Here is a 26,602-nt window from a genome sequence, read left to right on the forward strand (position 1 = left end):
CCAAAATATTAATATTGTATTAAGAATTTATGTAACCGAGCATCAAACTTTTGATTTTGTTATAATCTGATTATACGTCTTTTATGAAGGGCTTGGTAAAATGAGCAAAAAAATACTCATCATTTCATCCGACAATACAGGTCATGGACATAAAAGTATAACAGAATCTTTGTGCGAAAAGATCGGACTTGGCGATGACGTTAAAATCCATGTAGTAGATGGCTTTTCGCTTGGCGGACAACTCCTTCAAAACATCGGTAAGTCTTACGGGCCCATAACGAGAAATACGGAGCAGTTATGGAAGATGGTATGGAGCTTGTCTTCTATGACGCCATCGTTAATTAATGGCCTTATAGAATCACAGATCAGAGATAACTTTTTAACATTGCTGGATGAAGTACGTCCGGATTTGATTTTATCAGTCCACCCTAATTTTAACGGTTCTGTTCTAAATATATTAGACAAACAACATCTTAAAATACCTTTTATTATCCTTATCGCCGATCTTGTAAACATTTACCCACTTTGGGCGGATAAACGCGCTGATTACATTATCAGCCCGACTGTTGAAGCGCGGGATAAGTGTATAGAATATGGCATTCCAGATGAAAACATAAAAGTGCTCGGATTTCCGGTACGTTCGAGGTTTTTCCGAAAAGGCATACATAAAAAAGTACGTGATAAAGACGGCGCACCTTTAAAATGCTTAATCATGAGTGGTGGTGAAGGTGTAGGAAACATGAAGAAAATTGCGGAAAATCTGCTCGATCATTTTGATTGCACAGTAAAAATCGTTGCAGGAAGAAATGAAAAGCTAAAGGCAAAGCTGGAGCACTCGCTTAAGGGCCAATATGGAGATAAAGTTGAGATATACGGTTTTACAAAAAACATTCAAGATTTAATGTTTGCTTCTGACATTGCCTTTACACGCGGCAGTCCCAATGTCATGTTTGAGGCGATCGCTTCCAACACACCGTTAATTATAACAGGAGCATTGCCTGGCCAGGAAGAAGACAATCCTGCATTTGCGGAGAGGTCAAATTTGGGCGTAATATGCAAGAATCCAAGCGACATCAAACAAACAATAACCGCATTACTTGAAAATGATGGTGAAAAGCTAAATAACATTATAAAGAGCCAAAGAAAATTTATAAATGCACATGCAGCAGAGGATATTTTGGAGTTTATTTTAAATGTTGACGGGCATTATTTTGAAGCAGAGACTGAACTTTCCTTTTATCAAGAATACTTGTAGTCTTACCCAAAAGTACAACTGCATTGGCCTGCTCCACTACCTAGAACTCTTTGATTGCCGAGTGGAGCTAAGCCATAGTTCAGTTATGAATTTTGGCAGTCGGTGCATCGGCTATATTACAACAGAACGATCGAGTTTAAGTCCATTAATCTCCTTAAATCCACCGTCACTTTTTTAAAAAGTTTCTTCTACAAATTCTTTTTCTGATGTTCCGTTTAGTTGTTTAAAAACAGGCAACACCCAGGAAATGAAAGATATACTCAATACTAATATTCCAACACCTTTAAACAAATCTTTTAACGAGAAAAAAATTGTCACAAACCATCCATAGCTGGTGATATAAAATTGTCACCCAAACTTAATAATTGGTTTAATGGTTGTGCCTTTTTTCGTATCTTGGATTGCTTCGTTGATTTCTTCTAATGTGTAGTATTTAATTAATTTATCAAAAGGAAATTTACCTTTTTTGTACAGTTCAATCAACTTAGGAATATATATTTGCGGAACGCCTTCTCCCATCAGGAAGCCATTCAGGTTTCTTTCAAATAGGATCGTATTAATATCTAAGCTTACTTCTGACCCAACTGGCCCCCCTGCTACTTGTACAGCTGTTCCTAACACAGCAAGGGAATCAACAGCCAATCTTGTATTATCAGGCCTTCCGCTGGATTCGATGGCGTAATTTACACCTTTGGGCGAGATTTTCATAATAGCTTCCAAAACATCACCATCTTTGGCGTTGATTGTGTGGGTTGCGCCTAATTCCTTTGCTAATTCCAGACGGTTTTCTTGGACATCAACTGCGATGATAATACCGCAATTAGTTACATTGGCACCCATTATCGCACTTAACCCAACAGTGCCGCATCCAAAAACAACAATGCTTGAACCATGCTCAGGCTTTAATTTATTTAATACAGCCCCGCTACCTGTCTGAACTCCACATCCAAGTGGTCCGAGCATTTCAAGCGGTACGTCTTTTGGAACTTTCACGACGTTGCGTGCAGATGCTACTGCATAATAGGCGAAGCTCGACTGGCCAAAAAAGTTAGAAATGTCCTGGTCATCCTTATGTAATCGGCTTGTGCCATCAATCATTCTGCCGCCGAAGTTTAAATCATAAAATGATTCGCAAGCATAAGCTTTACCGCTTAAACAATTCTCACATGTACCACAAGAACTATACGACAGTACAACATGGTCGCCTGGTGCGATGTGCGTAATACCCAATCCTACCTTTTCAACAACACCAGCCCCTTCATGACCTAGAACAGCAGGAAGAGGGACGGGATATGCTTGGGTCTGTGCAAGGATATCCGTGTGGCAAATCCCCGTTCCAACAATACGGATTAATACCTCACCTGCTTGTGGCTCATCAATAGTAATATCTGTGATTTCAAATGGTTCCCCGCTACCGAATGTGACTGCAGCTTTAGTTTGCATAATTTCCCTCCTAGGTGGTAAATGTTTTATCACTATAATAATAGCTTATATAAAGATTACCTCTTTTTATCACTTCTGATTCTGTAGAGATGTTAACAATTTTTGAATCTTCATCGTTAGTATGTTCAAGAAAGTGCGTCAGTAATCATTTAAGAAAAGGGATATTTGAATATAAAAGATTGGAGATTGAACATAGCTATTTTCTTTCAACTGTGGCATCCTTTTCCCTAAACAAACCTGCTTCGTTAGTCACTATATTGACCAAGAAACCTATCCCTTTTCACCATAAAAAATGAGGGTAAAGTTACCAAATAGGTGAACAGAAGAAATAATAAACTAAAATAATGCTACCTCAAGTAAAGGGGTAGCATTATCTTGCACTAATAGTAAACCATGACAAGGCGTCAAATTGGTTGAGAAAAGCAGATAGAACCATCCCTAGCTTGTAGTATCATGTCCCGCAATAGGTTCGGTAAGGACGGGTTGATGGCGCAGGCAGTGTGGCGTATTCAGCCTGTTCTGGGGAGTGCCCGTAAGGAGTTGAAAGAACATCAAGAAGCCTTTCCATCACGCTGTAGTCTCCTTGTTTCACTGCGGCTTCCAGTGCTGCTTCTACCCGGTGGTTCCGAGGGATTACCGCAGGATTGCTGTTCCGCATCAACTGACTCGAGGAGGCTTTCGACTGCTCCTGCCTGCCCAGCCTTTCCTGCCACAGCTCATGCCACTGAGCAAATTCCGGGGTCCCAAACAGGACCGTATCCTCATGTCTATCAAAAGTTAATGCGCGGAAGGTATTGGTATAGTCCGCACGATGCTTCTGCATCATACTGAGGAGGTCTTCAATAAGGGATTCATCCTGTTTCTCTTCGTTAAATATCCCCAATTTTGCTCTCATTCCTGCGAGCCAATTATGGTGATACAACTCCGGAAATTCTGAAATCGCATCCTGGGCCAGTTGGACAGCCTCCTCCTGGTCTGCATGCAGCAGCGGCAATAGGGATTCAGCAAATTTCGCGAGATTCCACCCCCCAATATTCGGCTGATTGCCATAGGCATAGCGGCCATGAATGTCAATGGAACTGAATACCGTAGCCGGGTCATATTCATCCATAAAGGCGCAAGGACCATAATCGATGGTTTCTCCGCTAATGGTCATGTTGTCGGTGTTCATCACCCCGTGGATAAAGCCAACCAGTTGCCATTTGGCAATCAGGACGGCCTGACGCTTGATTACTTCCTGAAGCAGCGAAAGATACCGGCTCTCATCAGCTTCAACGTCTGGAAAATGGCGCTTTAGTGTATAATCAGCTAAGATTCGGAGTTCCTCAACTGTGCCCCATTTTGCAGCGTATTGAAAGGTGCCGACGCGCAGATGACTGGCAGCCACCCGTGTCAGAATTGCACCAGGCAGGGCAGTTTCGCGGATTACTGACTCACCGGTAGTCACCACCGCCAGACTGCGGGTGCTAGGAATACCTAGCGCATGCATTGCTTCGCTGATGATGTATTCGCGCAACATCGGACCAAGTGCAGCTCGACCATCGCCCCCCCTGGAATATGGCGTTCTACCTGATCCCTTAAGTTGAATATCAAACCGCTTATCCAGGGGAGTCATCTGCTCGCCTAGCAGCAGGGCCCGGCCGTCCCCTAACATCGTAAAATGCCCGAATTGATGCCCCGCATAAGCTTGAGCAAGAGGCAAAGCACCTTCAGGAATCCGGTTTCCAGCAAGCACAGCTGCGCCATCTTCGCTTTGCAGCGCCTCGGCGTTCAAACCCAGCGATGCTGCCAGTGAATCATTGAGAATGATCAGCTTCGGTGAGCGTACTGGGGTAGGGTTAAGACTTGTAAAAAATGATTTCGGCAGACGGGCATAACTATTGTCAAAGTTCCATCCTGTTTCTTTTATTTCTTTTGTCATCGTATCTCCTTTTCCTCTTTTTTCTTTCTGTATCCTAATTTTACTTTTACATAAAACAAAAATCATAGGCATTCTTTATAATTTTTTAGTTGTCTGCTTTCCATATCAGCACAAGGCAGCCCTTTATAATGTCTACTTCTTCCAATTTATTATACCCTTTCCACACAAGGATGAAGCCCTTTAATATTTTGAAGGTATGTACTGAAATCCGAGATTTAGGGCTAAAAACATGGAAGCGACCTCCACCTCCGTTACTCCCTATATTCTTAACTGTGCGCTTCAATACTTCATATAATGTGGAAATGATCTTAAAAACGCATTCTTTAAAACAGGCACACAAAAGTATTAATTATGTGTAAATGTATATATTATATAACGCTCATAAAACCCTAATAAAAAATTCCCTCAAACCTTCAGTCTGAGGGAACACAAAAACATACTTTGTTATTAGGCAAAACCCTGTATATCGCTTAAAGCAAGGGCTATTGGCCCTGTGTCCACGCAACGCACCCACATGTGTGGATTACTTTTCTCAGACACTACACTAAAGGCGACTATAACTACTTTAAGCAATGGGGCGGTATTATACCTCTACCTGCATTGCAATATTCTGCTCCAAATTAACGAAAAGCCATTAGGACTAGCATAGATTTTGTCACAAATTAGACGGCGCACTAATACACAGTCTTTTCATTTTCTGTGCGCGCCTGTTACGATTCCTTAAACTGAAAATTCCTGATGTATTCATTCACATCAAAGTTTTTCATTTTTTTCCGCAGCAAAACTTATATTTTTTTCGCTTCCACAAGGACATAGACTGTACACATCTCCAGGCGTCAATGCATCCTTCAATGCAGCCCTCAGATCTGTCAAATCTTCCATAGGCTCTATGCCAATAATAAAACGCCAGCCGAAATGTTTACATATTTTAGTAATGGTGCCTATTTTCTCATCTGTTTGAACCTTTACAATAATCGGGCGTTGTTCTGAACCAAGCTTCATTGTTCTAACCTCCTTCCTCTATAAAAAATTAACTTCCAAAGCGTACCCAGTTTCTTTTTTCAGCTGATCATTAATTTGCTGTATATCTCTATCGTCCGGCGACGACGCCAGTTTTATAGCAACTGTCTTTTTATCGATATGAACCGAAGGATTTTTCTTTAATTCCCAAGTTTCTGGAATAACTTCAAGTGTCAGGCGGATGATTTCGTTTTGCTTCGGATTTTTTGCAAACGTAACCGGCATGCCGATTCGGTAGGATAGTTCCTCCAAGTCGGTTTCATGCTCCATGGCTATTTCTGGTGAGATAAAGTGGACTTCCATCACCCATTGTCCATCTTGTTGTTTTATTCCCGTTTTATAGATGGTTATCCCCCGGTCCGCCGCCCATTTTTTCGCTTCTTCAATCGCCTGGTTATTTTCAAGGCGTTTTGAACGAATATTGGATTGAATGATTTCATCGAAATTGTTGGCAGAAGACGTCGAAGATCCCATATTAAATTGCAGGGTGAACCCAGTTTCTTCTTTAAATTTATCAATGATCTTATCGCCATCGTTTGGCTTGTCAACCGCCACAGCCACTATCCGGTCATTTAAGTGTATGGAGGGGGAACCAATTGAACGGCCCAGAAGCTTTATGAGCCGGGTTTGCAAAAGATCCTGGCGGACAGAATCTGAAAAGCTGGCTGCCCAACCTGTTTCCTTCCTGATCAAATCATAAAGTTCACTTTTCTCACGTTCTGGCACAGCATCTGGAAAATCAAAGTAGACCGTAAGCCTTTCTTCATCAGTTCCTAATTCATCCACACCGCAGCGTATAAACCGTGGATTATCGGCCAAGAGCCTTCGGACGGTTTCCATTGCTGCAGTGGGATTATGTTTAATTCCCTGAATCGGCAACTCCATTGAGCCCAGCTGCTGCTTAACTTTTGCGTCGAATTTATAATTGTTTGTGCCGTCTTGATTATTAATACGGTTTTCAGATGGAATGCCTTGCAGAGCCAATGCTACAGCCAGTTTCTCCCGTAGGCTGCTAATTTGAATCGCAGTATAAATATCTTTAAGGGTGAGAGTTTGATTGGGCAGAGAACTCCAATTTATTTTTTCAAGAAAAGGCCGAACAAAGGATAAAACGTTTCCAGCCGCCTCTCTTAGTTCCTCCATCGACCGGTTCCAGCTGTCAATCGTTTCTGTAACCTGGTCCGCATGGAGCCTGAGCTGCTTTCCTTTAAGTGTCTGGCAAATAAATGAGTTTGTTTTGGGGTGAATGCCTGTGCAAATTGCCAGCTTAAAAATGTTTTCATTTTCAGGCTGATAGAGTATAAGGCTGCCAATCTTTTCCCTGAGCTTCATGCTTTCATCGTTTGCCCTATATCTTTTGCCAGTTGAACCTTTTCCTGACGCCCGTTTTGCGAACGGGTAAGACTCGCCATTCTCTGCTAAAATCGGATGGAACCTAGGGTCAATTAAATCTGCCAGCTGGACCCTTGCATCATCATCGCCGTGGACAAGCAATGTATAAGTAGGCTTTAATGCCTGGATAAAACGGTTCATTTCATGTGCATCGGCATGCGCGGATAAACCATACTTTCCAACGCGGCACCTTACTTGATAGACTGTCCCGTTTAATTTCAGCTGGTTTTCAATGCCATCGGCAAGGTTTAACAGTTTTCTACCTGGACTTTCTTCATCCTGGTAGCCGGTGATAAAAATCGCGTTTTTTTCATCGGATACCAGCCTTTCTGCATACCAGGAGCTGGCCCCGCCCGTCAGCATGCCGGATGATGCAACAATGCATCCAGGCTTGCCCTTAAGCACCTGATCGCGTTCTTTTGGCTGAACAGCCTTGCATCGGCCTTCCGTTAAAAATACATCGCCGTTTTTCAAAATGCGATGGGCTACCGGCCCTTTTAAAAAATGGGGATAATTTTTATAAATCCTGCTGATTGGTGTCACAAGGCCATCTACATAGATAGGAAATTCCGGGATTAGCCCTTTTTCCATGTAATCTTGCAGAATCAATAAAATCTCCTGTGCCCGTCCAAGAGCAAAAGCGGGAATAAGCGCAAAGCCCCCTCCGGCAACCACTTCCGCAACATGCTCGGCAAGACGTCTTTCCTCTGTGTTCCGGTCGGTATGGGCCCGGTTCCCATAAGTGGACTCCATAATGACCACATCCGGCTGAATATCATAGGGAACCTGGACACCCGGAATGGTCCGGCCCGCTTTGAAGCTCAAGTCACCTGTTATAAGCAGCTTTTCTCCTTCTCCTTCAATGAGAAACATGACCGCCCCCAGAATATGGCCGGCACGAAAGCTGGTTATTTTTACATTACCAATCCGCAACGTCCCGCTCGCAGGAAAAAGAAGCAACGAATCCAGCAGGGAGTTTACCTGTTCTTCCGTATATGGAGGCAAAGTATTGGCCTCACGGGATCGCTGTTCTAATAGTTTATATGAATCTTTCATCATTATTTTCATAAGATCTGCGGTTGGAGGTGTTGCATAAATCGGGATCTTCCGAAAAAGTGAATGGACAACAGGGAGTGCGCCAATATGGTCTGCATGGGCGTGCGTTACCAAAATGGCATCCGGTTTTCCAAGGCTGTCCAGCATTCCCAGGGCAGGAAGCAACTCATCCCCATGCATCCTCATCCCCGCATCAATTAATAGATTTGTATCCGCCATATTGATATGCAGACAGGAAGCTCCAACCTCGCTGCCACCACCTAATATACTCACTTTCATTGTTATCTCCTTTTCTGCTGTGCCTTGTCAAATCGTGCTGACCCCCGGTTCGTGTCACGTAACAGGGGGTCAGGCACCCTTTAGTTAATCAAGAATTTACTTTAACCGTCGGCGGGCTTCCCGGTTTAATCCGGAAGTTTTTTCTTCATACAACTCTTCCCATTCTTCCTGATAACGCCGGTAGGTAAGGGGATATTTCTTTTTCAGCCGTTTGATTCCTGCAGCATATTCCTCATCCATAAAATTAAATTCTTGTAATATTTCCGGAGATATCATATCTGGAAATATTGCATTATCACTGAATTCTTCCACAAACCATTCCATCGCCTGTATTGAAACAAGCGGGAACAGCTCATCATCTTTTGCCATGCGGCCCATTTCCTTCTGGACCCGTGCGAGCTCCTGCACTTCTGATCTGTTGTGCCGAACTAAAGGATGCTTCGGATCAAGGGCATAGAGCAAATCCATATAGAACTTGGCTTCCCTGAAAGCACCCACCCCATAGTAGCCTTCATACTCACTGATTAAGGCGCTCGCTGCCATCAATTTATCATCTTCATCTTTTAAGGATTTTAAAAACTTTCTGACCCGCTTTTGGATTTTGTCAGCGAGCTGCCACTTCCCCAGTTCAATCATGGCGTTAACCCATTCAATAAAAATGAATATGTGATCAGGTTCCTGCGTCTCCAGTGCCGGCAGCTCCAATTCGATCATCTTTAAAGCGTCTTCCCCCCGCCCTAAAGCTTGATAGACCTGTATGAACATAAATCTGTACTCATCTAAATGATCAGGATAACGTTCACCCAGCAGGATCAACACGTCAAGCGCTTTTTCGGGAAAGTCCATATCGTTAAGCACTTTTGCCTTGATTGCAAGCGACTTCACCTTATTCTCGACAGAATCAGCCTCTTCGAAGAGGATTTCCATTTGCTTATCAAATGCATCCAGATCATTGTTATTAAGCTGAATTTGCGCCAAGCCAATTCGGGCACCGACCGCTTTCGGAGCAATTTTTAAAATATTGGAAAACATTTTTTCAGCCTGGTCCCAATTCTCCTGTTCCATACATTCTACGGCTTCCTCCATCATTTTTTCCAGGGAACCGCCGTATTTCCGCATCAAATCATACTCTTCCCGCTTTAAGGGATCGCGCAAAGTTTCATATGCCCTTCTGATCCGCTGAAATTCTTCGGGAAATTGTTCCGGCGGGTATTGTTTTACCTGCTGGATATAAGCCTGTTTTATTTTTTCCGGCTTGGAATTGGAACGAACCCCGAGAATTTTATACAGATTCTCTACCTTCGGCTTGCCCTGTCTTTTGCGCTTTTTTTTAGTTGTTTCCACAATAATGCCCCTCCCTTACAATTCCAAATCGATCAAGGCGTCAGTTGCTTCATCAATAACATTTCGCAAATGCTCAAGATCATCCCCCGCAATCGCCTGATCCAGGGAATTAATAACTTGTCGAGCCTTGGATTGGCCATCAGCATCAAGCTCAGCCATCATTTTCACAGCCCGTTCGCGAAGCTGGACTGCCTCTTCATGCAGGACGGACGGGGCCTGCTCATTGTCAATATCGAACTCGTCCAGCTCTGTGTCATCCAATAAATCCTCCATCTCTTCCCAATCTGCATCTATTAATTCTTCATCGTCCAAATCCTGATCCGCGTTCTTCCATAAGTCTTCAAGGCGTTGGACACTTTCCTGAAAGGCTTTCTGTGAATCGCGCTGCAATCCGTCCTGGACGATAACGCTCATCTCTTTTCCTGTGGAAACACACTTTGCGGATACCTCAAGGATTCCATTCAGGTTATATCGGAAGGTTACGTCAATTTCTTCCTGCTTGTCGAAGTTCGCCGGTATCCCGGAAAGCAAAAATTCTCCCAACCTGTGATTATACTTCACCCATTCATGTTCGCCCTGGAAAATCTCGATGGCGACCTCCGTCTGCCCCGGTGCAGATGTGCCTAATTTTTCCGTCCTTGTCACAGGTATCGTCGTATTTCGTGGAATTATGGGTGCAAAGCCGCCGGGACGTTTGGTGAGGCCCATCCATTCTTTCAGGACCGAAATTCCCATGGAGAACGGGGCCACATCGGTAGCGACAAGGCCGCTGTCAGATAAAGCTCCTGATTTTAATCCAGCCTGGACAGCGGCGCCCAGCGCGACTGCTTCATCAGGATTTACATCTGTTCTCGGGCTTTTGGCGAACATGTCTTGAATCAGTTCCCGAACCCTCGGTATTCTGGTCGAGCCGCCGACAAGCAGCACTTCTTCAATATCTGCCGGGCTGATCTGGGCATCCTTGAGGACACTGCTTACACTCTCCATCGTTTCAAGCAGGAGCCCATCGATTAAACCAACAAATTGTTCACGTGTAATCTCCGTTGAAATGCCAACTGGTTCATTATCCTTTACCGTGACCAATGGCAGCTCAACTGGCACAACAAAATCCTTACTCAATCGCATCTTGATTTTTTCTGCTTCTTCTTTCAGCAGCGCCGTCGCCCTGATATCATTTCGGGGATCAATGTCGCTCTCCTCTACTATTTTCTCAGATAAAAAGTCTACTAACTTCCAGTCAAAATCTTCTCCGCCAAGCCGGTGGTTCCCGGTTGATGCCCTTACCTCAAGCAGGCCGCTCATCATCTCAACGACAGAGACATCGAATGTACCTCCTCCAAGGTCATAAACAAGGAACAGGCGGTCCTCATCCGTATGTTCCAGCCCAAAAGCAAGGGCAGCAGCGGTTGGCTCATTAATAATCCGTTCCACGACAAAGCCGGCAAGCTCACCAGCTTGCTTCGTTGCCCTGCGCTGTTCATCTGTAAAATAGGCAGGAACCGTGATGACTGCTTCTTTCTCTCCTTCACCATATATGGCATCTACATAGGATTTGAGTTCTTGTAAAATAAGAGCCGATACTTCCTGTGGAAGAAGGGCTTGTCCAGCGATCGACACAGGTTCATTTAGGCCCATTTTTCGTTTGATGGCACTCACGGACCGGTCTGGCATCGCAACAAGTGCGGATCTGGCGTCTTCCCCGACAATGACATTATTCTTCAGGTCAATCAGTACGACAGAGGGAATAATCCTTTCCCCTTTTGGTGAAAGAATCATCTCCGGTTTTCCATTATGGATATGCGCAACAGCTGAATTTGTGGTGCCCAAGTCGATTCCCACTATCGGACGAAAATGAACATTTTCATGATTCGGCATTTGGATTCTCCTCTTCTAATGTAATAACCTGCGCCTTTCGCAGCAATGTACCGCTTTTCGAGATAAATCCTCTTTTGGCAACTTCCACGATTTGATAGGGTATATTGGCCTTTGAAGTGACGATTCTATCATTATTCGTTTTTGCTTCCGTCCTTGAGACGGTTCCAATAGATTCTGCCACTCTTGAATCAAAACTGCTCCCCAGCACTTTCAGCTCCTGAATTTCCAACTTGGTTAGCAGAGCCAAAAGCTGTTCAATCCATTGTTCCATTAGTTTTTTCCAGGAATCCTGGTTTTCCCCGGTTAAACGGGAGTTAACCAAATCAAGATCATCCAGCCAGTGGATCAATGATTGAGCCGCTTCTTGGAGTTTTGTTTCGTCCCGATCTTTTTGCGCTTGCTTTTGTTCGTCAAAAGCTTCCTGCTTTTTGATGACCGAATCGAGGGATTCATTTAAGAGATCCAGTTTCTCTTGTGTATCCTTACTCGTTTTGTACTGAAGCCGGCTTAATTTTGCAATCTGTTCGCCAAGTAACCTGCATTGCTCTTTGAGCAGGCTGTTCTGTTCGCTCAATTGCTCAATCGCTTCCAATTCTGGAGAAGACTTTCTTATTTTATTCCAAAACCATCCCACGTGCAGACCTCCTCATTACTGATCATTCTATAGTAATTGTATCATGCTAAGTTATGAGCCTTCCATTACTCAAGTAACGGGATTCTATTGAAAAAAGGCGTTCTTTCCGGCCATTCTTTGGGGGCGCGTATTTTGGCAATTTAGGCCTGCCTGTGTATTTATGGGGGTTCAGTTTATAGTCTTTGAGTCTATTAAAAAGGATTTCCAATTTTTGTACACCACTTTCATCACCTGTCAAGGCAATGACAGATAATCGGGCTGCCTCGATGCTTTGAAAAGAGCATCCAAAAAGCCAAAACCTACAAGATTGTTGATTGTGGTTGGTTTTTCAAAAAAGGTTGATTCATTTATTGCCTTTCGCTCTTCCAGATCCTTTTGAGTTCCTTTTGCCTCCGGTTTTCAACGTATTCCAACTTGATTTGATTCATTATAGGCAAATATTCATCAACGAGTCCCATGATCTCTATTTGGTGTGTATGTAATGATTCGCTATTAGAATAAAGAAGTGAATATCTGTCTGAAATAGAAATTCGCTGTATTATAGAAATTTTTTGCATGAAAGCATACTTCGTCAAAGTAACGATAAAATCGATGCCCTTTTTAAATTCTAATTTGATAAGTGCTGTACATGATCTTACCTCCCTCCACCTAAATTATACTGCTAAATAGTGAGGGAGGTCCATTAAAAAAGGAACATACATTCCCATTCATCCCACGATTGAAATCACGGGTGTTCTTGTGAATTTTATAAATCGAAACCACATGCAAGGAGTCTAAGTTAAGAAGCCCGCCCGCAAAAAAAGAGGCCGCTGAAAAACTGACGTTATTCTCTCAATTGACTCATCAAAAAAGACGACTCTAATTCGATCTTTGAATTTAGAGTCGTCTTTTTTTCCAATTATCTCTGGCTGTATATCTCGCATTTACATCAACGTTTGTAATTGCTTTTTTTTCGTCATTTTTTTTCGCCGGTAGTAATCGTTGCGGACGTAATAATTCGTTCTTCACTTAATTAATTTAACAAAACTTAGTGAATCGCTTTTACTATTTTATTCAACTCAACTGCAGTCTGTTAGATTAACGAATTTCTTAACCTTTACTATTTTTCGATTATTTCTTATAAATTCCTTCCCTTTATCTCTTGAACATCATCTATTGCGACAGGGTTGATTCGGATTTTGAATTTCACACTCGGACCTCCAATGCCTCACCAACCTGACAGGAACGGAGAACATCGTTATAGTTTCTTAAATCAGAAACCGGTTTAATATTTGGCACTTTCACACCTCCACCGCTTGTTTGTTATTTTTGTATGATAATACTTCGTAAAATACAACATCAAAATTTACAGCAGGATACGATGTAAAAGCTATCTTCTATATTCTATAGGTTTCGAGCTTAACGACAAAGGCTATGGAAATTAAGATTGCCTTATGGATTATATTTAATTCGTATAATACACATCTATAATTGGGTAAATTTACGTATAGGAATGCGGCAGCAGTAAAACCTAACGCACGCCTTCCCACAGCTCCCGCTCTACGGCTCGAGGATTGTCCACAACCACCGAGGTCGTATCGAAGCGCATGGTTGCTCTGCGGTTGAGATCATACTTCGGCCAACCGCAGTCTCCATTGGTGGCAAACTCAACCCAGGCAGCATGCATGTTGTCAGCAAGCTGCTGCGGAGGGTTGTCTCCCAGAAGCGGCCCTACCATCGGCTTAAATCCCTTGTCGAGCGTGTCAAAAACAAAGGCAATCTCGAGCGCATGGCAAGCACCGAGAAGTCCGTTGAGCTGTGGCGAACGCCAGGCAAACTCGTACATATAGGTGGCCGAGGTGCGCTTCGCATGTGCATCGGCCAGACGGATAGCGGGAATACGGCACCACCAGTCAGTCTGGATAGCCGCGAGCAGATCGCCGGGACTGGCGCCCGGATGTGCCGCGCTATAGACGGCCAATGTCGCTTCTACCGGGAGTCCGTATGCCGCAACAGCCGCGGCCAAAGCTTCATGGGTAACATCGTTGATTGCGCCACTGGCTACCAGGAACAACCTCCACTCGTCGGTGTTCGTGCCGACCAGGATATCGACACCCGCACCGGCTCCGGCAACAATGCGATCAATAGGACGTGCAGGGATGATCTCCCCGTCGACTACAGGCTGCCACGGTAGCGTACTGGCCACCACCTCAAAACCCCAGCGCTCAGGGTCGGGATGTGCAAGAAGATCCGCCTTCAACTCCGCCTGCGCCGCAAGCAGACGATTGATGGGGACCTCTGTGATTGCCTCTCGGGTTGCTTCGACGCCAAGCTTTTCGGCAAGATACCGTCCAACCCGCTGTGCAGTGGCAGCCGAGATCACCTGATGAGCCGCCCCACTCTGGGCAATAGCTCGCCTGAACAGGCCATCGGCACGGGGCATGGAAAGCAGCGTGCCGACGCTCATCGCACCAGCCGACTCACCGAAGATCGTGACGTTGCCGGGATCCCCTCCGAAGGCGGCAATATTATCCCTTACCCACTCCAGAGCGGCGACCTGGTCAAGCAAACCGAGGTTGGCGTTTCCGTCGCCAAGATAGAGAAAGCCATCGACACCGACACGGTAATTGATGGTCACGCATACGATGCCGTCGCGGGCGAAGTGACTGCCGTTATACGACGCCCCCGATCCGACCTCGAACATACCGCCGGGAATCCACATCATGACCGGTAGCCCGGCCGTCCCTAGCTCGGGGGACCAGATGTTGAGGTTCAGGCAGTCCTCACCAGGGACGGCAGGATCTGGGGCAAGCTCCGCAGCCTGCGGGTCAGGGCGCAGCTGGGGTGCCTCCGGACCATAGGTGATGGCGTCTCGTACACCGTTCCAGGGCTCGACTGACTGTGGTGGCAGGAACCGATTGGGACCAAACGATGGCGCTGCATAGGGAATACCTTTAAAAGTGAACACTCCATCGGCAACAATGCCACGCACCTCACCATGCCGTGTTTTGACAACTGTATTCATGTGTATTACCTCCTTCAAATATTTTGGATCGAAAAGAGACCATCCAGGTTCCTCCTCTTACTTTTTTTGTGCTTTGTCCAGGGCGTTTTCCACCGACTTTAGATAGGCCTTGGAAGTAATGGTTGCACCGCTTATGGTGTCTACCTGCAGCGACTGTGATTTGATTACTCTATTGTATAACTTCTCCGTGAATTCCGGCGATTGGTTCTCTTTATGCTTTAGTGGTTTAATATCAGTGACCTTGCCTGAAGACACTGTAACCTGAACTTCATTGGCCCTCCATTTGTACATTCCACCTTCATATTCCCCAATATAAGTGCCGTCATTAAGCTGTTTAAAATCCACATCAGCGATAGGGAGGCTTCTACCTTCTCGGCGTTCCCCCGAAGTAAAAATAAGCGCTCCTCCCAAACCCGTCACAACAAAAATTACCAGTATAATTATTAGCATTCTAATCTTCCCCTTCCTTTTCATTCAAATCTTTCCCTTCCATTTAATTTAAGATATTCACGCTTATACCTTCACCGGCCTGAAAGCATCTCTTCAAGCCAGCCGTAACGTGAACCTGTAAGTCTATGTCCACGAGAATGGCTTCAGCTCCGGAGAATCGTCTTAGAAGTTCAAGCCCCTTTTCCATCCCGGCTACGAACAATATGGTGGACAACGCATCAGCAGCCATGGAGCTATAGGCAACTATGGTCACGCTTACCAAACCTGATTTCGCCGGATATCCAGTAGATGGATCCAGGATATGATGATGCCTTTTACCGTTACTGTCAATGAAGTATCGCTGATAGTCCCCGGATGTAACCACTGTCTTATCAGCCACAGAAACAAGACCCATTAAGCTGTTTTCCTGCCTGGGATGCTGGATACCCACACGCCACGGGGAACCATCAGGCTTTGTCCCTAAAGCCATCACATTTCCTCCGATATTTGTAAAAGCTGATGCGACGCCGTATTTCTTAAATACCTCCAAAAACTGATCGCCGGCAAACCCTTTTCCTATACCCCCCAGGTCAATGGACTGGCCCAGCCTTTGAAGTCCGGCAGCCTTTTCGCAGGGATCCAATAACAAGTCAGAATAGTCCACCAAAGGAACAATTTTCCTTATCCTTGATTCCTCCGGAGGCTTGAATGTATCCTTGCCGTTGTTCCATAAGGTTACTAAAGGCCCAATAGTGACATCGAAGAGGCCCTGGCAGTATCTTGAGAATTCAATAGCACGGGACAGCACCTCATATGTTTCACCGCTCAGCCTTTCATATTTCATACCTGCAGACCTGTTGATCCTGCTTATCTCGCTTCCGGGTATAAAACGGCTCAGCAGCTCTTCCAGCCGTACAGCTTCATCGCGGACTGCTCTAAGAGATTCCTCAGCATGCTTGCCGAAAGCTCTGTGAGTCATCACTGTGCTCATCCCAACGTTCATTGACTGGGCAACTACCGCCTTGTCCACTTGCACCACTCCTTTCTCTAACTTCTCCTGTAATATTTTTGTCCTGGAAGTACCGATTGTGAATTATTTCACAATATAGTTAAATCTAAAACTACCTGAGCTGTACTCGGTAACTGGATAATTCATACTGAAATAATACTCTCCCGTACCTGAATGAATATTTGATAAATTCATTCAGGTACGGGCAAAAAAATGACTGCCTGTATCTATCTATTTTCGGCAATCAGTTAAGCCTTTCATTATAAACTCCGTTAAGTAATATAAAATCTGTGGAAAGTGGTGAATCCCGATTTCTCTTTTATGAATATCGATATAAAGTATAGAGTTAAAAAGGGCGAATATAAGCTCATCGTCCAGATCATCCCTTATTTTCCTTTCAGCCTTCCATTTTTTAATTAACTCTGCTTTACCGCTATGCATGAGTTCATCAATGCTCTCTATTCCGCCCTGTTCATAAAAATACTGCTCCAGTTTACTAAAGAGATCCCTGTTGTACCATTCCTTTAGTATCAGATTTGAGTTCATAGCACTGATGTTCTGTTTCACTAGCTTTGTAACCAGCGTTACGGGATCATCATTCAGGTCAATAGATTCCACAATACTCTTTTTAAGATTCTCGTTTTCTTTTAGATAAATCTCTAAGAAAAGCTTCTCTTTCGAGGTGTAGTAGTTATAAAAAGTACCTATCCCAATTCCGGCCATCTTTGCTATGTCTGAAACATTAGTGTCTTTGAATCCTTTTGAGTAAAATAACTCCCTTCCAGAATTAAAGATAGCTGCTTTTTTATCTATCAAGTAACCAACCTCCATCATTCCGAATGAACATTTTTTATATTCATTCATACTATGACATTACTATATTTTTCCGACAATCCTAATTACCAAAATTAATAAAACTTCTTGATTTATACATATTTAGTACCCCCGTTTGTTTTTACCCTATCCGAAAAAATGTGCCTTAGCTTGAATAGCATTTTTGGAAGAACAACATGCCTGAAAACGGATTCACATGTAAAGTTGCTTTGCCAGTTTTACTCTTCCGTCTACACGCATAATCCACGGTATCCGCTATATGTTTTGCAGTATATAATCCAGGGAGTTTGGTGATAAGCATCTGGCACTTGTATTATCGGCTGAGAATTTAGCTATATCTATATACATACATTCATTCACTTTTTCAACAAAAGTACGCAAATTTCGACATGTGTCGTCTGCGGAAACATATCAACAGGCTGAACTTCAATCGTCTTATATCCCCCATCCTCGAGGATCCGCAAGTCGCGGGCAAGTGTAGCCGGGTTGCAGGAAACGTAAACTACCTTCTTCGGCTTCATTTCAATAATCGTTTGAAGTAGTTCTTCATCGCACCCTTTACGCGGCGGGTCGACAACTAATACGTCAGCCTCGTTTCCTTCTTTGTACCATTTCGGAATGACAGTTTCCGCTTCACCGACAGCAAATTCCACATTAAAGATCTCATTCAGTTCAGCATTCCGCCTCGCATCTTCAATTGCTTCCGGAACAACCTCAACACCAAAAACCTTCTTTGCTTTTTGGGCAAGGAACAGCGAAATGGTCCCAATTCCGCAATAGGCATCAATGACAGATTCTTCGCCTGTCAATCCGGCGTATTCAAGCGCTTTGTCGTACAGTACCTTTGTCTGAACCGGGTTTACCTGATAAAAAGACAGAGCGGAAATCGCAAATTTAACGTTTCCGATGTAATCATAGATGACTTCACTTCCCCAGAGTACTTTCGTTTTCTCCCCAAGGATGACGTTTGTCCTTTTTGAATTAACGTTATGGACGATTGATTTTACCTTAGGGAGACGGGCAACGATTTTCTCGATCAATTCGTTTTTGAGCGGGATATCTGCTGTTCTCGTGATGATGACGACCATCAGCTCGCCTGTTTGTTGGCCATACCGGGCCATAATATGGCGGAGCACGCCTTTATGCTCTTCTTCCTGATACGCCTGAATCCCGAGTTCACTGCAGATTTCTTTAACTGTCTGGATTGCTTCATTGATTTCCGGAAGCTGAATCAGGCTTTCATTTGTGTCGACAATTTCATGAGTCCTCGGTTTGAAAAAGCCGGCAATCAGTTTTCCGTCTTTTTCGCCGACCGGCACCTGGGCTTTGTTTCGATAGTGCCATGGGTTCTCCATTCCCAGAATCGGATGGACTTTAACGTCTCCAAGCTTGCCGATTCGGGCCAGCACCTGCCGGACCTGGTTTTCCTTATACTTCAGCTGAGCATCATAGCTGATGTGCTGAAGCTGGCAGCCGCCATATTTATGGGCATCGCTTTCCTCCACGTCAATCCGGAAGTGGCTTCTTTCAAGCAGTTCAATTAACCGCCCGAAACCATACCCTTTGTTTGTCTTAATAACTTTGACTGTCGCTTTTTCGCCTGGCAATCCACCGGGTACGAAAATTGGGTAGCCATCCACTTTCGCTACACCCGCTCCGTCATGCGTCAGGTCTTCAAATTCAACATCTATATAGTCATTTTTTCGAACTGGAATCGTTTTGCTCATGGGATACTTCCTTTGCTTATAGTTTCCGTAGCTAATTTTACTAGCAAAATTGTATCATAATGAAGTATTCATTGCGAAACAGCGGTTAAGTACTGATAATGAAAATCAAACATATTATCTAAAGTATGGCGATTTTCTATAGTCAATTCCTAATTTTCGTTTGTTATTCAGCGGACTGACACAATAACGTTTTTGCTAACTCACAGGTATCTGATTAGATATTGTTAATTTTACTTCTCCTAGTTTGCTAAAGTTCACTGCACATGAAGGAGATCGGATCTTTCCTCATGAAATATATAGGAATGAATGATTAAGGAGGAATTCAAATGATCTATGAAATGACTGTACAAGTACGTGTCTCGAATATAGTAGAAGGCCAAAAATGGTATGAAACATTATTAAAAAGAAAACCTGATTTTATCCCGCATAATGGATTTGCAGAATGGGAGCTGATTCCCGGCTGCTGGCTGCAAGTCGCTGAAGGAACCCCATCAGAAGGGAGCGGACCAATCCGCTTAGGTGTAACGGATATTGAAAAAGAACGGGAAAGGCTAATGAATGCATTGAATATCGAAAATTTTGCTATCGAGTCACGGGAAGAAGTTCCGGTCAAATGGGGCACTTTTTCTGATCCATGGGGAAATCGCCTTGGATTGTTTGAGTATTTGAGTGAAGGGGAGAAGCAAGAGAGGATCAACACCATTTTAGGAAAAGCAGAAGTCTGATTACTTAACTTTACTTAATATGAGGAGAAACCATATCTGGTTTCTCCTCGCCTCTTATTCTTCCACTCCTACCTTTTCCTTCGACCAGTAAAAATAGGCCTTAATCATAAAATAAGTAACCTCATCAGGAAGCAGTTCTTTAATAGGCTTAAGTTTTCCCCTGCCTGCTTCTGCAACTGCTTGTTTTATCAGATGCTTAAACTGATCAGGAATGAGCAAATCAAAATTAACCGCTTGGTCGTCTCTGGCGCACTGCAACAAGTGGTTTTCAATCGTGGTGATCGCCATTTCCCTTTTCTTTGCGATTTCCTCAATTGTTAAACCGGTTTTATGCATTTCAAGCGTCACAAAATGAGATTCACCGACTTCTTTTTTCACTTTTTTGGTCGAGGGTGGTACCAGTCCTGCTTCAGGTTGGCGGTCCGGATTATTTTCACAGAATTGCATGATCGCTTGGATAAACGCGTCCCCGTACTTCTTCAGTTTATGTTCCCCAACGCCGCTTATTGCAAGGAATTCGCCATCCGAAAGCGGCAGCTTCGTGCACATGTCCTTCAAGCTGGTATCGGAGAAAATAACGAATGGCGGGACTTTTTCTTCAGATGCAATGTTTCTCCGCAATTCACGCAGCTCGGCAAACAGAGGATCGTCATTCGTAACCGTCCTTGTTTTGACCGCTTCTTTCCTGTGGACGGTTTGCTTGCCAAGCAGGACATCCTTTCCTTTTGCCGCCGTATAAATCGTTGGAAACTGCCCGTGTTGAACAGCAAGGAGTTCCTCTGCAATCAAGAATTCGATTAAGTCGCTCACTTCTTTTGCGCTTTTCTCTTTCAATATTCCATAAGTGGGTAAGCTTTGAAAGCCAAAGTCACTGATTTTCTTATTTTTTGACCCGGTTAATACCTGGGCTATCATCGCTTTTCCAAAGCGCTGCCCCATCCGGATTACGCATGACATGACCATTTGTGCTTCTTTTGTGACATCAACGCTGGCGCGGGAATCGGTACAATTGCCACAGCGTCCGCACGAAGCCGTATCGTGATCGCCAAAATAATGAAGGATATATTCCTGCAGGCAATTTTCGGTATGGCAATAGTCGACCATCAGCTGCAGCTTTTCGAGCTCCTGCTGGATCCTTGCTCTTTCGCTCGATTGATCAATCAAAAAACGCTGGATTTGCACATCCTGGGAAGAGTGCAAAACAATGCACTCACTATCGAGGCCATCACGTCCGGCACGACCGGCTTCCTGGTAATAGCTTTCCATGTTCTTCGGAAGCTGAAAGTGGACCACATAACGGATATTCGACTTGTCGATACCCATTCCAAATGCGGACGTCGCAACCATTACTGTCGCTTCATCCTTTAAAAAACGGTCCTGCTCACTGATCCGTTCAGTATCGTTCATCCCTGCATGATAGCGGGCTGCATTAATTTTATCCTTGCGGAGACGTTCATAAAGCTGGTCGACCGTTTTTCTCGTCGCCGCATAAATGATACCTGCTTCCGCTGCATTCTTTTTCACATAATCCTTCAAAAAGGCATAGCGGTCCTGTCCTTTAATGACTGAAAAAGACAGGTTTTTTCGTTCGAATCCGGTAATTACCGAGTTTTGTTCATCAATGTAAAGCGATGCGCAAATATCTTCGCGAACCTTTGGAGTTGCAGTTGCTGTCAATGCGAGCACAATCGGCTTATCCGGCAGGCTGTTGACGATTCGTTCGATGTTTAAGTAGCTTGGCCGGAAATCATGTCCCCATTGCGAGATACAATGTGCTTCATCGACAGCGACTAACGGAATTGGCATGCTTTTTAAATCCTCGACAAAATCGCGGGACTCGAGCCGTTCCGGGGCAATATATAGGAGCTTGTATTCTCCTTGCTTTGCTTCAGCCATTACTTGTCTTGCTTCCTGGACACCGAGCGAGCTATTAATCAAAGCTGCAGGAATGCCGTGTTGAACAAGCGCATCAACCTGATCCTTCATTAATGAAATCAGCGGAGATATCACAATCGTTGTTCCAGGCAAAATCAGCGCAGGAATTTGATAGCATATTGATTTTCCTCCTCCCGTTGGCATGACAGTGATCGTGTTTTTGCCGTCAAGCACAGACTGGATTGCCTGCTCCTGACCGTGGCGAAAAGAAGAATAACCATAATATTTTTTTAACAGTTGCCGGGCTTGTTCAAACAAAGAATTGTCTCCTCTCTTGGAATAGTATCGCTGGGTATTTACAGAGGTTTTAATAGAGTGGGTTATTGGGCGGTGCTGTTTACTATTGTAACAATAATTCCTGGGAATGTAATCTCCTCTTCGTCTAATCTATGATAAAAAACCCAGAAAAAAGTGCAGCCAGCTGGCCGCACTTTTCATTTATTTTCTTCGTCTTCCTCCATCCAGCTATAGGAGATGTTTTTCCCATAAAAGATTTCGTCCATTTCTTTTTGAAGATTATCGGTTATTTCCTCACGCTCTTCAGGGGTGAGCTTCTCTTTTGTGTAGCCGAACAGATAGTTATTCAAGTCAAAATCCTTAAGCTTGCATTTTGTATGAAAAATATTTTCCTGGTATACATTTACGTCAAACATTTGATATAAACTCTTTATATTTTCAGGGATGTAGTTTTGGATGGAGTTGATGTCATGGTCGATAAACAGCTTATATCCGTGTTTATTGCGCGTAAAACCACGGACACGGTAATCTATCGTCATAATGTCTGTATCGAAAGAATGAATCAAGTAGTTCAAGGCTTTTAGAGGAGAAATCTCCCCGCATGTCGAGACATCAATATCGGCCCTGAATGTACTGATTCCTTCATCGGGATGGTATTCCGGATAGGTGTGAACAGTAATATGGCTCTTATCCAATGCCATCACCACCGTTTCCGGAAGCGGGCCAGGCGACTCCTCAAAAGATTCAGTCGGCACCTCGACCACCGGCCCTTCTGAAACGAGCATCGTGACACTTGCCCCCTGCGGAACATAATCCTGCTTGGCAATATTTAAAACGTGCGCACCAATAATATCGGCAACATTTTTTAAAATTTTGGTCAATCTCTCAGCGCTGTATTGTTCATCAATGTACTCAATATAAGCTTCTCGTTCTTCCCTTGTTTTCGTGTAGCAAATGTCATACATATTAAAACTTAATGATTTGGTTAAATTATTGAAGCCGTGCAATTGGATACGCTGCTCTTGTGTTAGTTTCATGTGGATTCCCCTTCTCTGCTGTGTCGGTGCTTGGATTAATGGCCAATTTCGGCTTGGATGATAAACTTAAATATTTTTATCATACCCATTTTTGTCCATAAAAAACTGGCCGAAAAAAAATGGCTGCTCTACTTGTGTATAGTAAAGCAGCCACCGGAAGTTCTATCCCTTTACCGAACCGGCAGTCATTCCGGCAATAAAGTATCTCTGCAAGAAAACATATGCGATCACCATTGGGGCTGAAGCGATGATGACGCCGGTAAACAGCATTGGATAATTGGTTATATACTCGCCCTGGAATTCCAGTAAAGCAAGCGGCAAGGTTTTATACTTGTTTTCCGTAATGAATAACAATGGATAAAAAAGGTCATTCCAATGCATGACGAACAAAAAGATCGAAGTAGCAGCCAGTGACGGCAATGAAAGAGGAATCGCGATTCTTCTGTAAATAGCCCAATTGGATGCACCGTCCATCATGCTTGCTTCAAATAATGACCTTGGAAGAGATTTCATGAAGCCTGTTAAAATAAATACAGCGACCGGCAAGGTAACAGCCGTATTGACAACAATCAAGCCGATTCGGGTATTTGTAAGGCCGAGGCTATAAACGAGATCGTATAAAGGACTCATATTGACCTGGGCCGGCACCATCATTCCCAGTGTAAACAATGCAAAAATCGAATTTCCGAACCAGTTGGACATTCTTGTCAGTGCATAGGCTATCAAGCTTGCGAAAAACAAGGTAAATGTCACTGAGAAAATCGTGACTATGACGCTGTTCATAAAATAAGTGCTCATCGTTTTGCTGGCAAACAACTCAATATAATTGTCAAACGTAAACGAACTTGGCAGCCCTAAAATATTATCATACATTTCCTTGGAACTTTTAAATGTAGTAAAGAAGATTGAGACAATCGGAATGATAATTAACAATGCGTAGATGGCGAGCATCCCGCCTTTGAAAATCTTCATCTAACCCCCCATTTCTGTTCTCTTTATTTAAATTATTCATTGATTCTGTTGGCACGGAGAGCCCTGAACTGCAGATAAGTAATGATGGCAACGACCATCATGAAAATCACCGATTCGGCTGATGCATAACCAAATTGGAAGCCTTTAAAAGCGGTTGAATAGATGAGAGTCGCAAGGATTTCAGTAGCATAATTGGGGCCGCCCCTTGTCATCGCATAAATCAGGTCAAAGGCTTTAAAGGACTGGATCGTCGTATAAGCGATGACGATCGTTGCGGCAGGAGCAAGCATCGGCCATGTGACAAAACGAAACCTTTGCCACCTTGATGCGCCTTCGATTTTGGCTACTTCAAATAAATCAGCGGGGATGTTTTGCAGTCCGGCTACAAAAAGAATAATCATTTGGCCGGTATGAAACCAAACTTGAACGACGGCAATCGAGTATATGGCCAAATCTTCATTCCCGAGCCAATTTTGCGAAAGAAAATTCAGATTCGCCCTTTCAAGGACCGTATTTAAAATTCCCAAATTGGGATCGTAAACAAATGCCCAGATAAAAGCAACGGAAACCGACGATAGGATCGTCGGGAAAAAGAAAAGGGCTCTCAGGAAAACATTCGTCTTTGTATTCCTGACCAGATATAAGGAAAAGATTAATGAAAATAAGGTTTGAAAAATAACGACAAACAGCATAAACTTCAAGTTATTTCCGAACGCTTTTGCAAATATCGAATCATTTGTGAAGATATTTACATAATTTTCCAATCCAACGAAGTCATAATCAGCCGTTAAACCATCCCAGTTTGTAAAGGAATAAAATAAGGCGCTGAAAGTGGGATAGACAAAAAAGGTTAAATACAAGGCCAACCCCGGCAGAATGAAAAAGTAAAGCGCTTTGTACTGTTTAAATTTCATCAGAACACTCCCCTAAAAACAAACTTCTCTCTTTTTAAACTCCGTTTAAGCTTTTTCCCACTCCTTCTTCCTAAAATCGATATCAATTGACACAGTTTGATTGCTTGCTAACTCTCTTACTACCCTGTTTTTCTACTTGGAAAACATGCTGGACGCCAACATACCGCTTAACAGAAGCTAAACATTAAAAAAAGATAGAAAAAGGTTTTATATGTCGGTTTTTCGGCTAATTGTTATACAACGAGTTTTTATACATATTTCAAGGGGGAGATTCATTGAAGAAGATAGGTAGTTTGTTGATTGCTGTGCTATTGACGGTTTCGGGTGTTCTCGCCGGTTGTTCTTCGAAAGAGACCGGGGCAGACAGCAAATCAAAAACAATCAGTTTCATGCATTGGCGCGGCGAAGATAAGGACGCTTTTGAAGAGTTAATTAAAAAGTTCACGGAAGAAACGGGAATTAAGGTTGAAATGGCGATCTACCCTTCGGAGCAATATCCTGTCCAAACCGTGCTGCGGGACGGATCGACTGGGGATGTTTTTGCATCAAATCCGGGTTATCAATTGCAATCATTAAAGAAATTAGGTTTCTATGAAGATTTAAGCGGTGAAAAGTTCCTGGATAACTTTGATCCAAAGTTAATTGAGATTGGCAATGTTGAAGGAAAACAGCTTGCTGTGCCTTTACAGCTGGTTTTCAACCAGCCTGTTTATAACCAAACTTTATTTGAAGAACTTGGTTTGGAGCCAGCAAAAGACTGGGAAGGTTTCCTTAAGCTCTGCCAGACGCTTAAAGATAATGGCTATATCCCGATTGCTTTTCCGGGTGCTGATATCGGATCGGGCCAATTCATGAACAGCATGATGATGAATAATGCCCCGGATGAAAAAATTTTCGATAAACTGATGAGCGGTAAGGCGAAACTTACCGAGGAATGGTGGATCAAAACCCTTGAACAATTCAAAGAGCTTGCCGATAAAGAATATATTCAAAAGGATTCGTTAGGGACAAAACATGACGCTGCGATCGCTCTTGTCGCACAGGAAAAAGCAGCAATGCTGGCAACGGGCTCCTATGCAATCGCAAGCATCAGGAATCTGAACCCGGATATCAAGCTCGGGCTGCTAGCCCCGATTACGGTTCCAGAAGATAAAGCAAAATATGAAGGAATCCATACGACAACCTTCTTATTGGGAGTGAACAAGAACTCCAGGAAAAAAGAAGAAGCGAAAAAGTTCATCGAATTTCTAAGCCGGCCTGAAAATGCATCAGCTTACGCAAATCAAACAAGCCAACACGTTACGGTTAAAGACGTAAGCTATGAATCTGAAGACTTAAACAATATCGTGGATTGGACTACCAAAAAAACAAGGTTCCAACCCCGTTATTTAATCCCTGACGAAAACGTCGAAAAAGCTGTCCTCAGCTCCATCCAAGCTGTCCTTGGCGGCGAAAGCCCTGGAAAGGCCGCCGAAGCCGCACAAGCGATAGTGAATCAGCACATAAAGAAATAAAGACAAATAAACCGGGTTATTTGACCCGGGTTATTTTTTGTCTGCT

At 43.7% G+C, this 26,602-nt stretch carries 19 protein-coding genes; 3 read left to right on the forward strand and 16 right to left on the reverse strand.

Annotation, left to right across the window (positions count from 1 at the left end):
• Positions 1 to 100: 100 nt before the first annotated feature.
• A complete protein-coding gene (locus tag CU635_RS03785) occupies positions 101 to 1,255 on the forward strand; it encodes an MGDG synthase family glycosyltransferase (RefSeq protein ID WP_101575850.1) in 1,155 nt (384 codons plus the stop codon).
• Between the two features lie 348 nt (positions 1,256 to 1,603).
• Here the strand turns inward: CU635_RS03785 and CU635_RS03790 are convergent, their stop codons facing one another.
• From CU635_RS03790 to rlmD, 12 genes are all read right to left on the reverse strand, one after another.
• Entirely contained in the window at positions 1,604 to 2,698 is a 1,095-nt protein-coding gene (locus CU635_RS03790; protein WP_101575851.1) for an NAD(P)-dependent alcohol dehydrogenase, read from the reverse strand.
• Positions 2,699 to 3,149: 451 nt separating this feature from the next.
• Positions 3,150 to 4,619 (reverse strand): protein adenylyltransferase SelO, encoded by a 1,470-nt coding sequence (locus CU635_RS03795; RefSeq protein WP_101575852.1) that lies wholly within the window; start codon positions 4,617 to 4,619, stop codon positions 3,150 to 3,152.
• A gap of 753 nt (positions 4,620 to 5,372) precedes the next feature.
• Positions 5,373 to 5,621, reverse strand: coding sequence for a DNA-binding protein (locus CU635_RS23620; RefSeq protein WP_101575853.1), 249 nt, complete (start codon positions 5,619 to 5,621; stop codon positions 5,373 to 5,375).
• Between the two features lie 18 nt (positions 5,622 to 5,639).
• On the reverse strand, positions 5,640 to 8,366 hold the full coding sequence (locus CU635_RS03805) for an MBL fold metallo-hydrolase (protein ID WP_101575854.1): 2,727 nt from the start codon (positions 8,364 to 8,366) through the stop codon (positions 5,640 to 5,642).
• 96 nt (positions 8,367 to 8,462) lie between these two features.
• The gene (locus CU635_RS03810) at positions 8,463 to 9,710 is read right to left on the reverse strand and encodes a J domain-containing protein (protein ID WP_142382831.1); all 1,248 of its coding nucleotides are present in this window, start codon (positions 9,708 to 9,710) and stop codon (positions 8,463 to 8,465) included.
• Between the two features lie 15 nt (positions 9,711 to 9,725).
• A complete protein-coding gene (locus CU635_RS03815; protein WP_101575856.1) occupies positions 9,726 to 11,585 on the reverse strand; it encodes an Hsp70 family protein in 1,860 nt (619 codons plus the stop codon).
• A complete protein-coding gene (gene grpE / locus CU635_RS03820) occupies positions 11,572 to 12,219 on the reverse strand; it encodes a nucleotide exchange factor GrpE (RefSeq protein ID WP_180955572.1) in 648 nt (215 codons plus the stop codon). Before grpE ends, CU635_RS03815 begins: the two co-directional genes overlap by 14 nt.
• Before the next feature lie 1,510 nt (positions 12,220 to 13,729).
• Entirely contained in the window at positions 13,730 to 15,223 is a 1,494-nt protein-coding gene (locus CU635_RS03830; RefSeq protein WP_101575858.1) for a carboxylesterase/lipase family protein, read from the reverse strand.
• A gap of 57 nt (positions 15,224 to 15,280) precedes the next feature.
• Positions 15,281 to 15,673, reverse strand: a complete 393-nt coding sequence (locus CU635_RS03835) for an FMN-binding protein (protein ID WP_245917307.1) — start codon at positions 15,671 to 15,673, stop codon at positions 15,281 to 15,283.
• 43 nt (positions 15,674 to 15,716) lie between these two features.
• Positions 15,717 to 16,682: an FAD:protein FMN transferase gene (locus tag CU635_RS03840; RefSeq protein WP_219620144.1), complete on the reverse strand. Its 966-nt coding sequence runs from the start codon at positions 16,680 to 16,682 to the stop codon at positions 15,717 to 15,719.
• Positions 16,683 to 16,892: 210 nt separating this feature from the next.
• Positions 16,893 to 17,474, reverse strand: coding sequence for a TetR/AcrR family transcriptional regulator (locus CU635_RS03845; RefSeq protein ID WP_219619917.1), 582 nt, complete (start codon positions 17,472 to 17,474; stop codon positions 16,893 to 16,895).
• Between the two features lie 377 nt (positions 17,475 to 17,851).
• Positions 17,852 to 19,222 carry a 23S rRNA (uracil(1939)-C(5))-methyltransferase RlmD gene (rlmD, locus tag CU635_RS03850; protein ID WP_101575861.1) on the reverse strand — a complete coding sequence of 457 codons (1,371 nt, stop codon included), beginning with the start codon at positions 19,220 to 19,222 and terminating at the stop codon, positions 17,852 to 17,854.
• 326 nt (positions 19,223 to 19,548) lie between these two features.
• On the opposite strand from rlmD, the gene CU635_RS03855 reads away from it, so the two are divergent.
• Entirely contained in the window at positions 19,549 to 19,947 is a 399-nt protein-coding gene (locus tag CU635_RS03855; RefSeq protein ID WP_101575862.1) for a VOC family protein, read from the forward strand.
• A 54-nt stretch (positions 19,948 to 20,001) separates the two neighbouring features.
• Here CU635_RS03855 and recQ read toward each other — a convergent pair whose 3' ends face one another.
• From recQ to CU635_RS03875, 4 genes are all read right to left on the reverse strand, one after another.
• A complete protein-coding gene (gene recQ, locus CU635_RS03860; RefSeq protein ID WP_101575863.1) occupies positions 20,002 to 22,140 on the reverse strand; it encodes a DNA helicase RecQ in 2,139 nt (712 codons plus the stop codon).
• Positions 22,141 to 22,316: 176 nt separating this feature from the next.
• Positions 22,317 to 23,156: an adenosylmethionine decarboxylase gene (speD, locus tag CU635_RS03865; protein WP_101575864.1), complete on the reverse strand. Its 840-nt coding sequence runs from the start codon at positions 23,154 to 23,156 to the stop codon at positions 22,317 to 22,319.
• A 162-nt stretch (positions 23,157 to 23,318) separates the two neighbouring features.
• Positions 23,319 to 24,128 (reverse strand): carbohydrate ABC transporter permease, encoded by an 810-nt coding sequence (locus CU635_RS03870; RefSeq protein ID WP_101575865.1) that lies wholly within the window; start codon positions 24,126 to 24,128, stop codon positions 23,319 to 23,321.
• A gap of 32 nt (positions 24,129 to 24,160) precedes the next feature.
• Entirely contained in the window at positions 24,161 to 25,042 is an 882-nt protein-coding gene (locus CU635_RS03875) for a carbohydrate ABC transporter permease (protein ID WP_101575866.1), read from the reverse strand.
• 275 nt (positions 25,043 to 25,317) lie between these two features.
• Between CU635_RS03875 and CU635_RS03880 the strand changes: the two genes are divergently transcribed.
• Positions 25,318 to 26,556 carry an ABC transporter substrate-binding protein gene (locus tag CU635_RS03880; protein WP_101575867.1) on the forward strand — a complete coding sequence of 413 codons (1,239 nt, stop codon included), beginning with the start codon at positions 25,318 to 25,320 and terminating at the stop codon, positions 26,554 to 26,556.
• Positions 26,557 to 26,602: the final 46 nt, after the last annotated feature.

Source organism: Bacillus canaveralius (assembly GCF_002860125.1).
GTDB classification, from domain to species: Bacteria; Bacillota; Bacilli; order Bacillales; family Cytobacillaceae; genus Bacillus_BJ; species Bacillus_BJ canaveralius.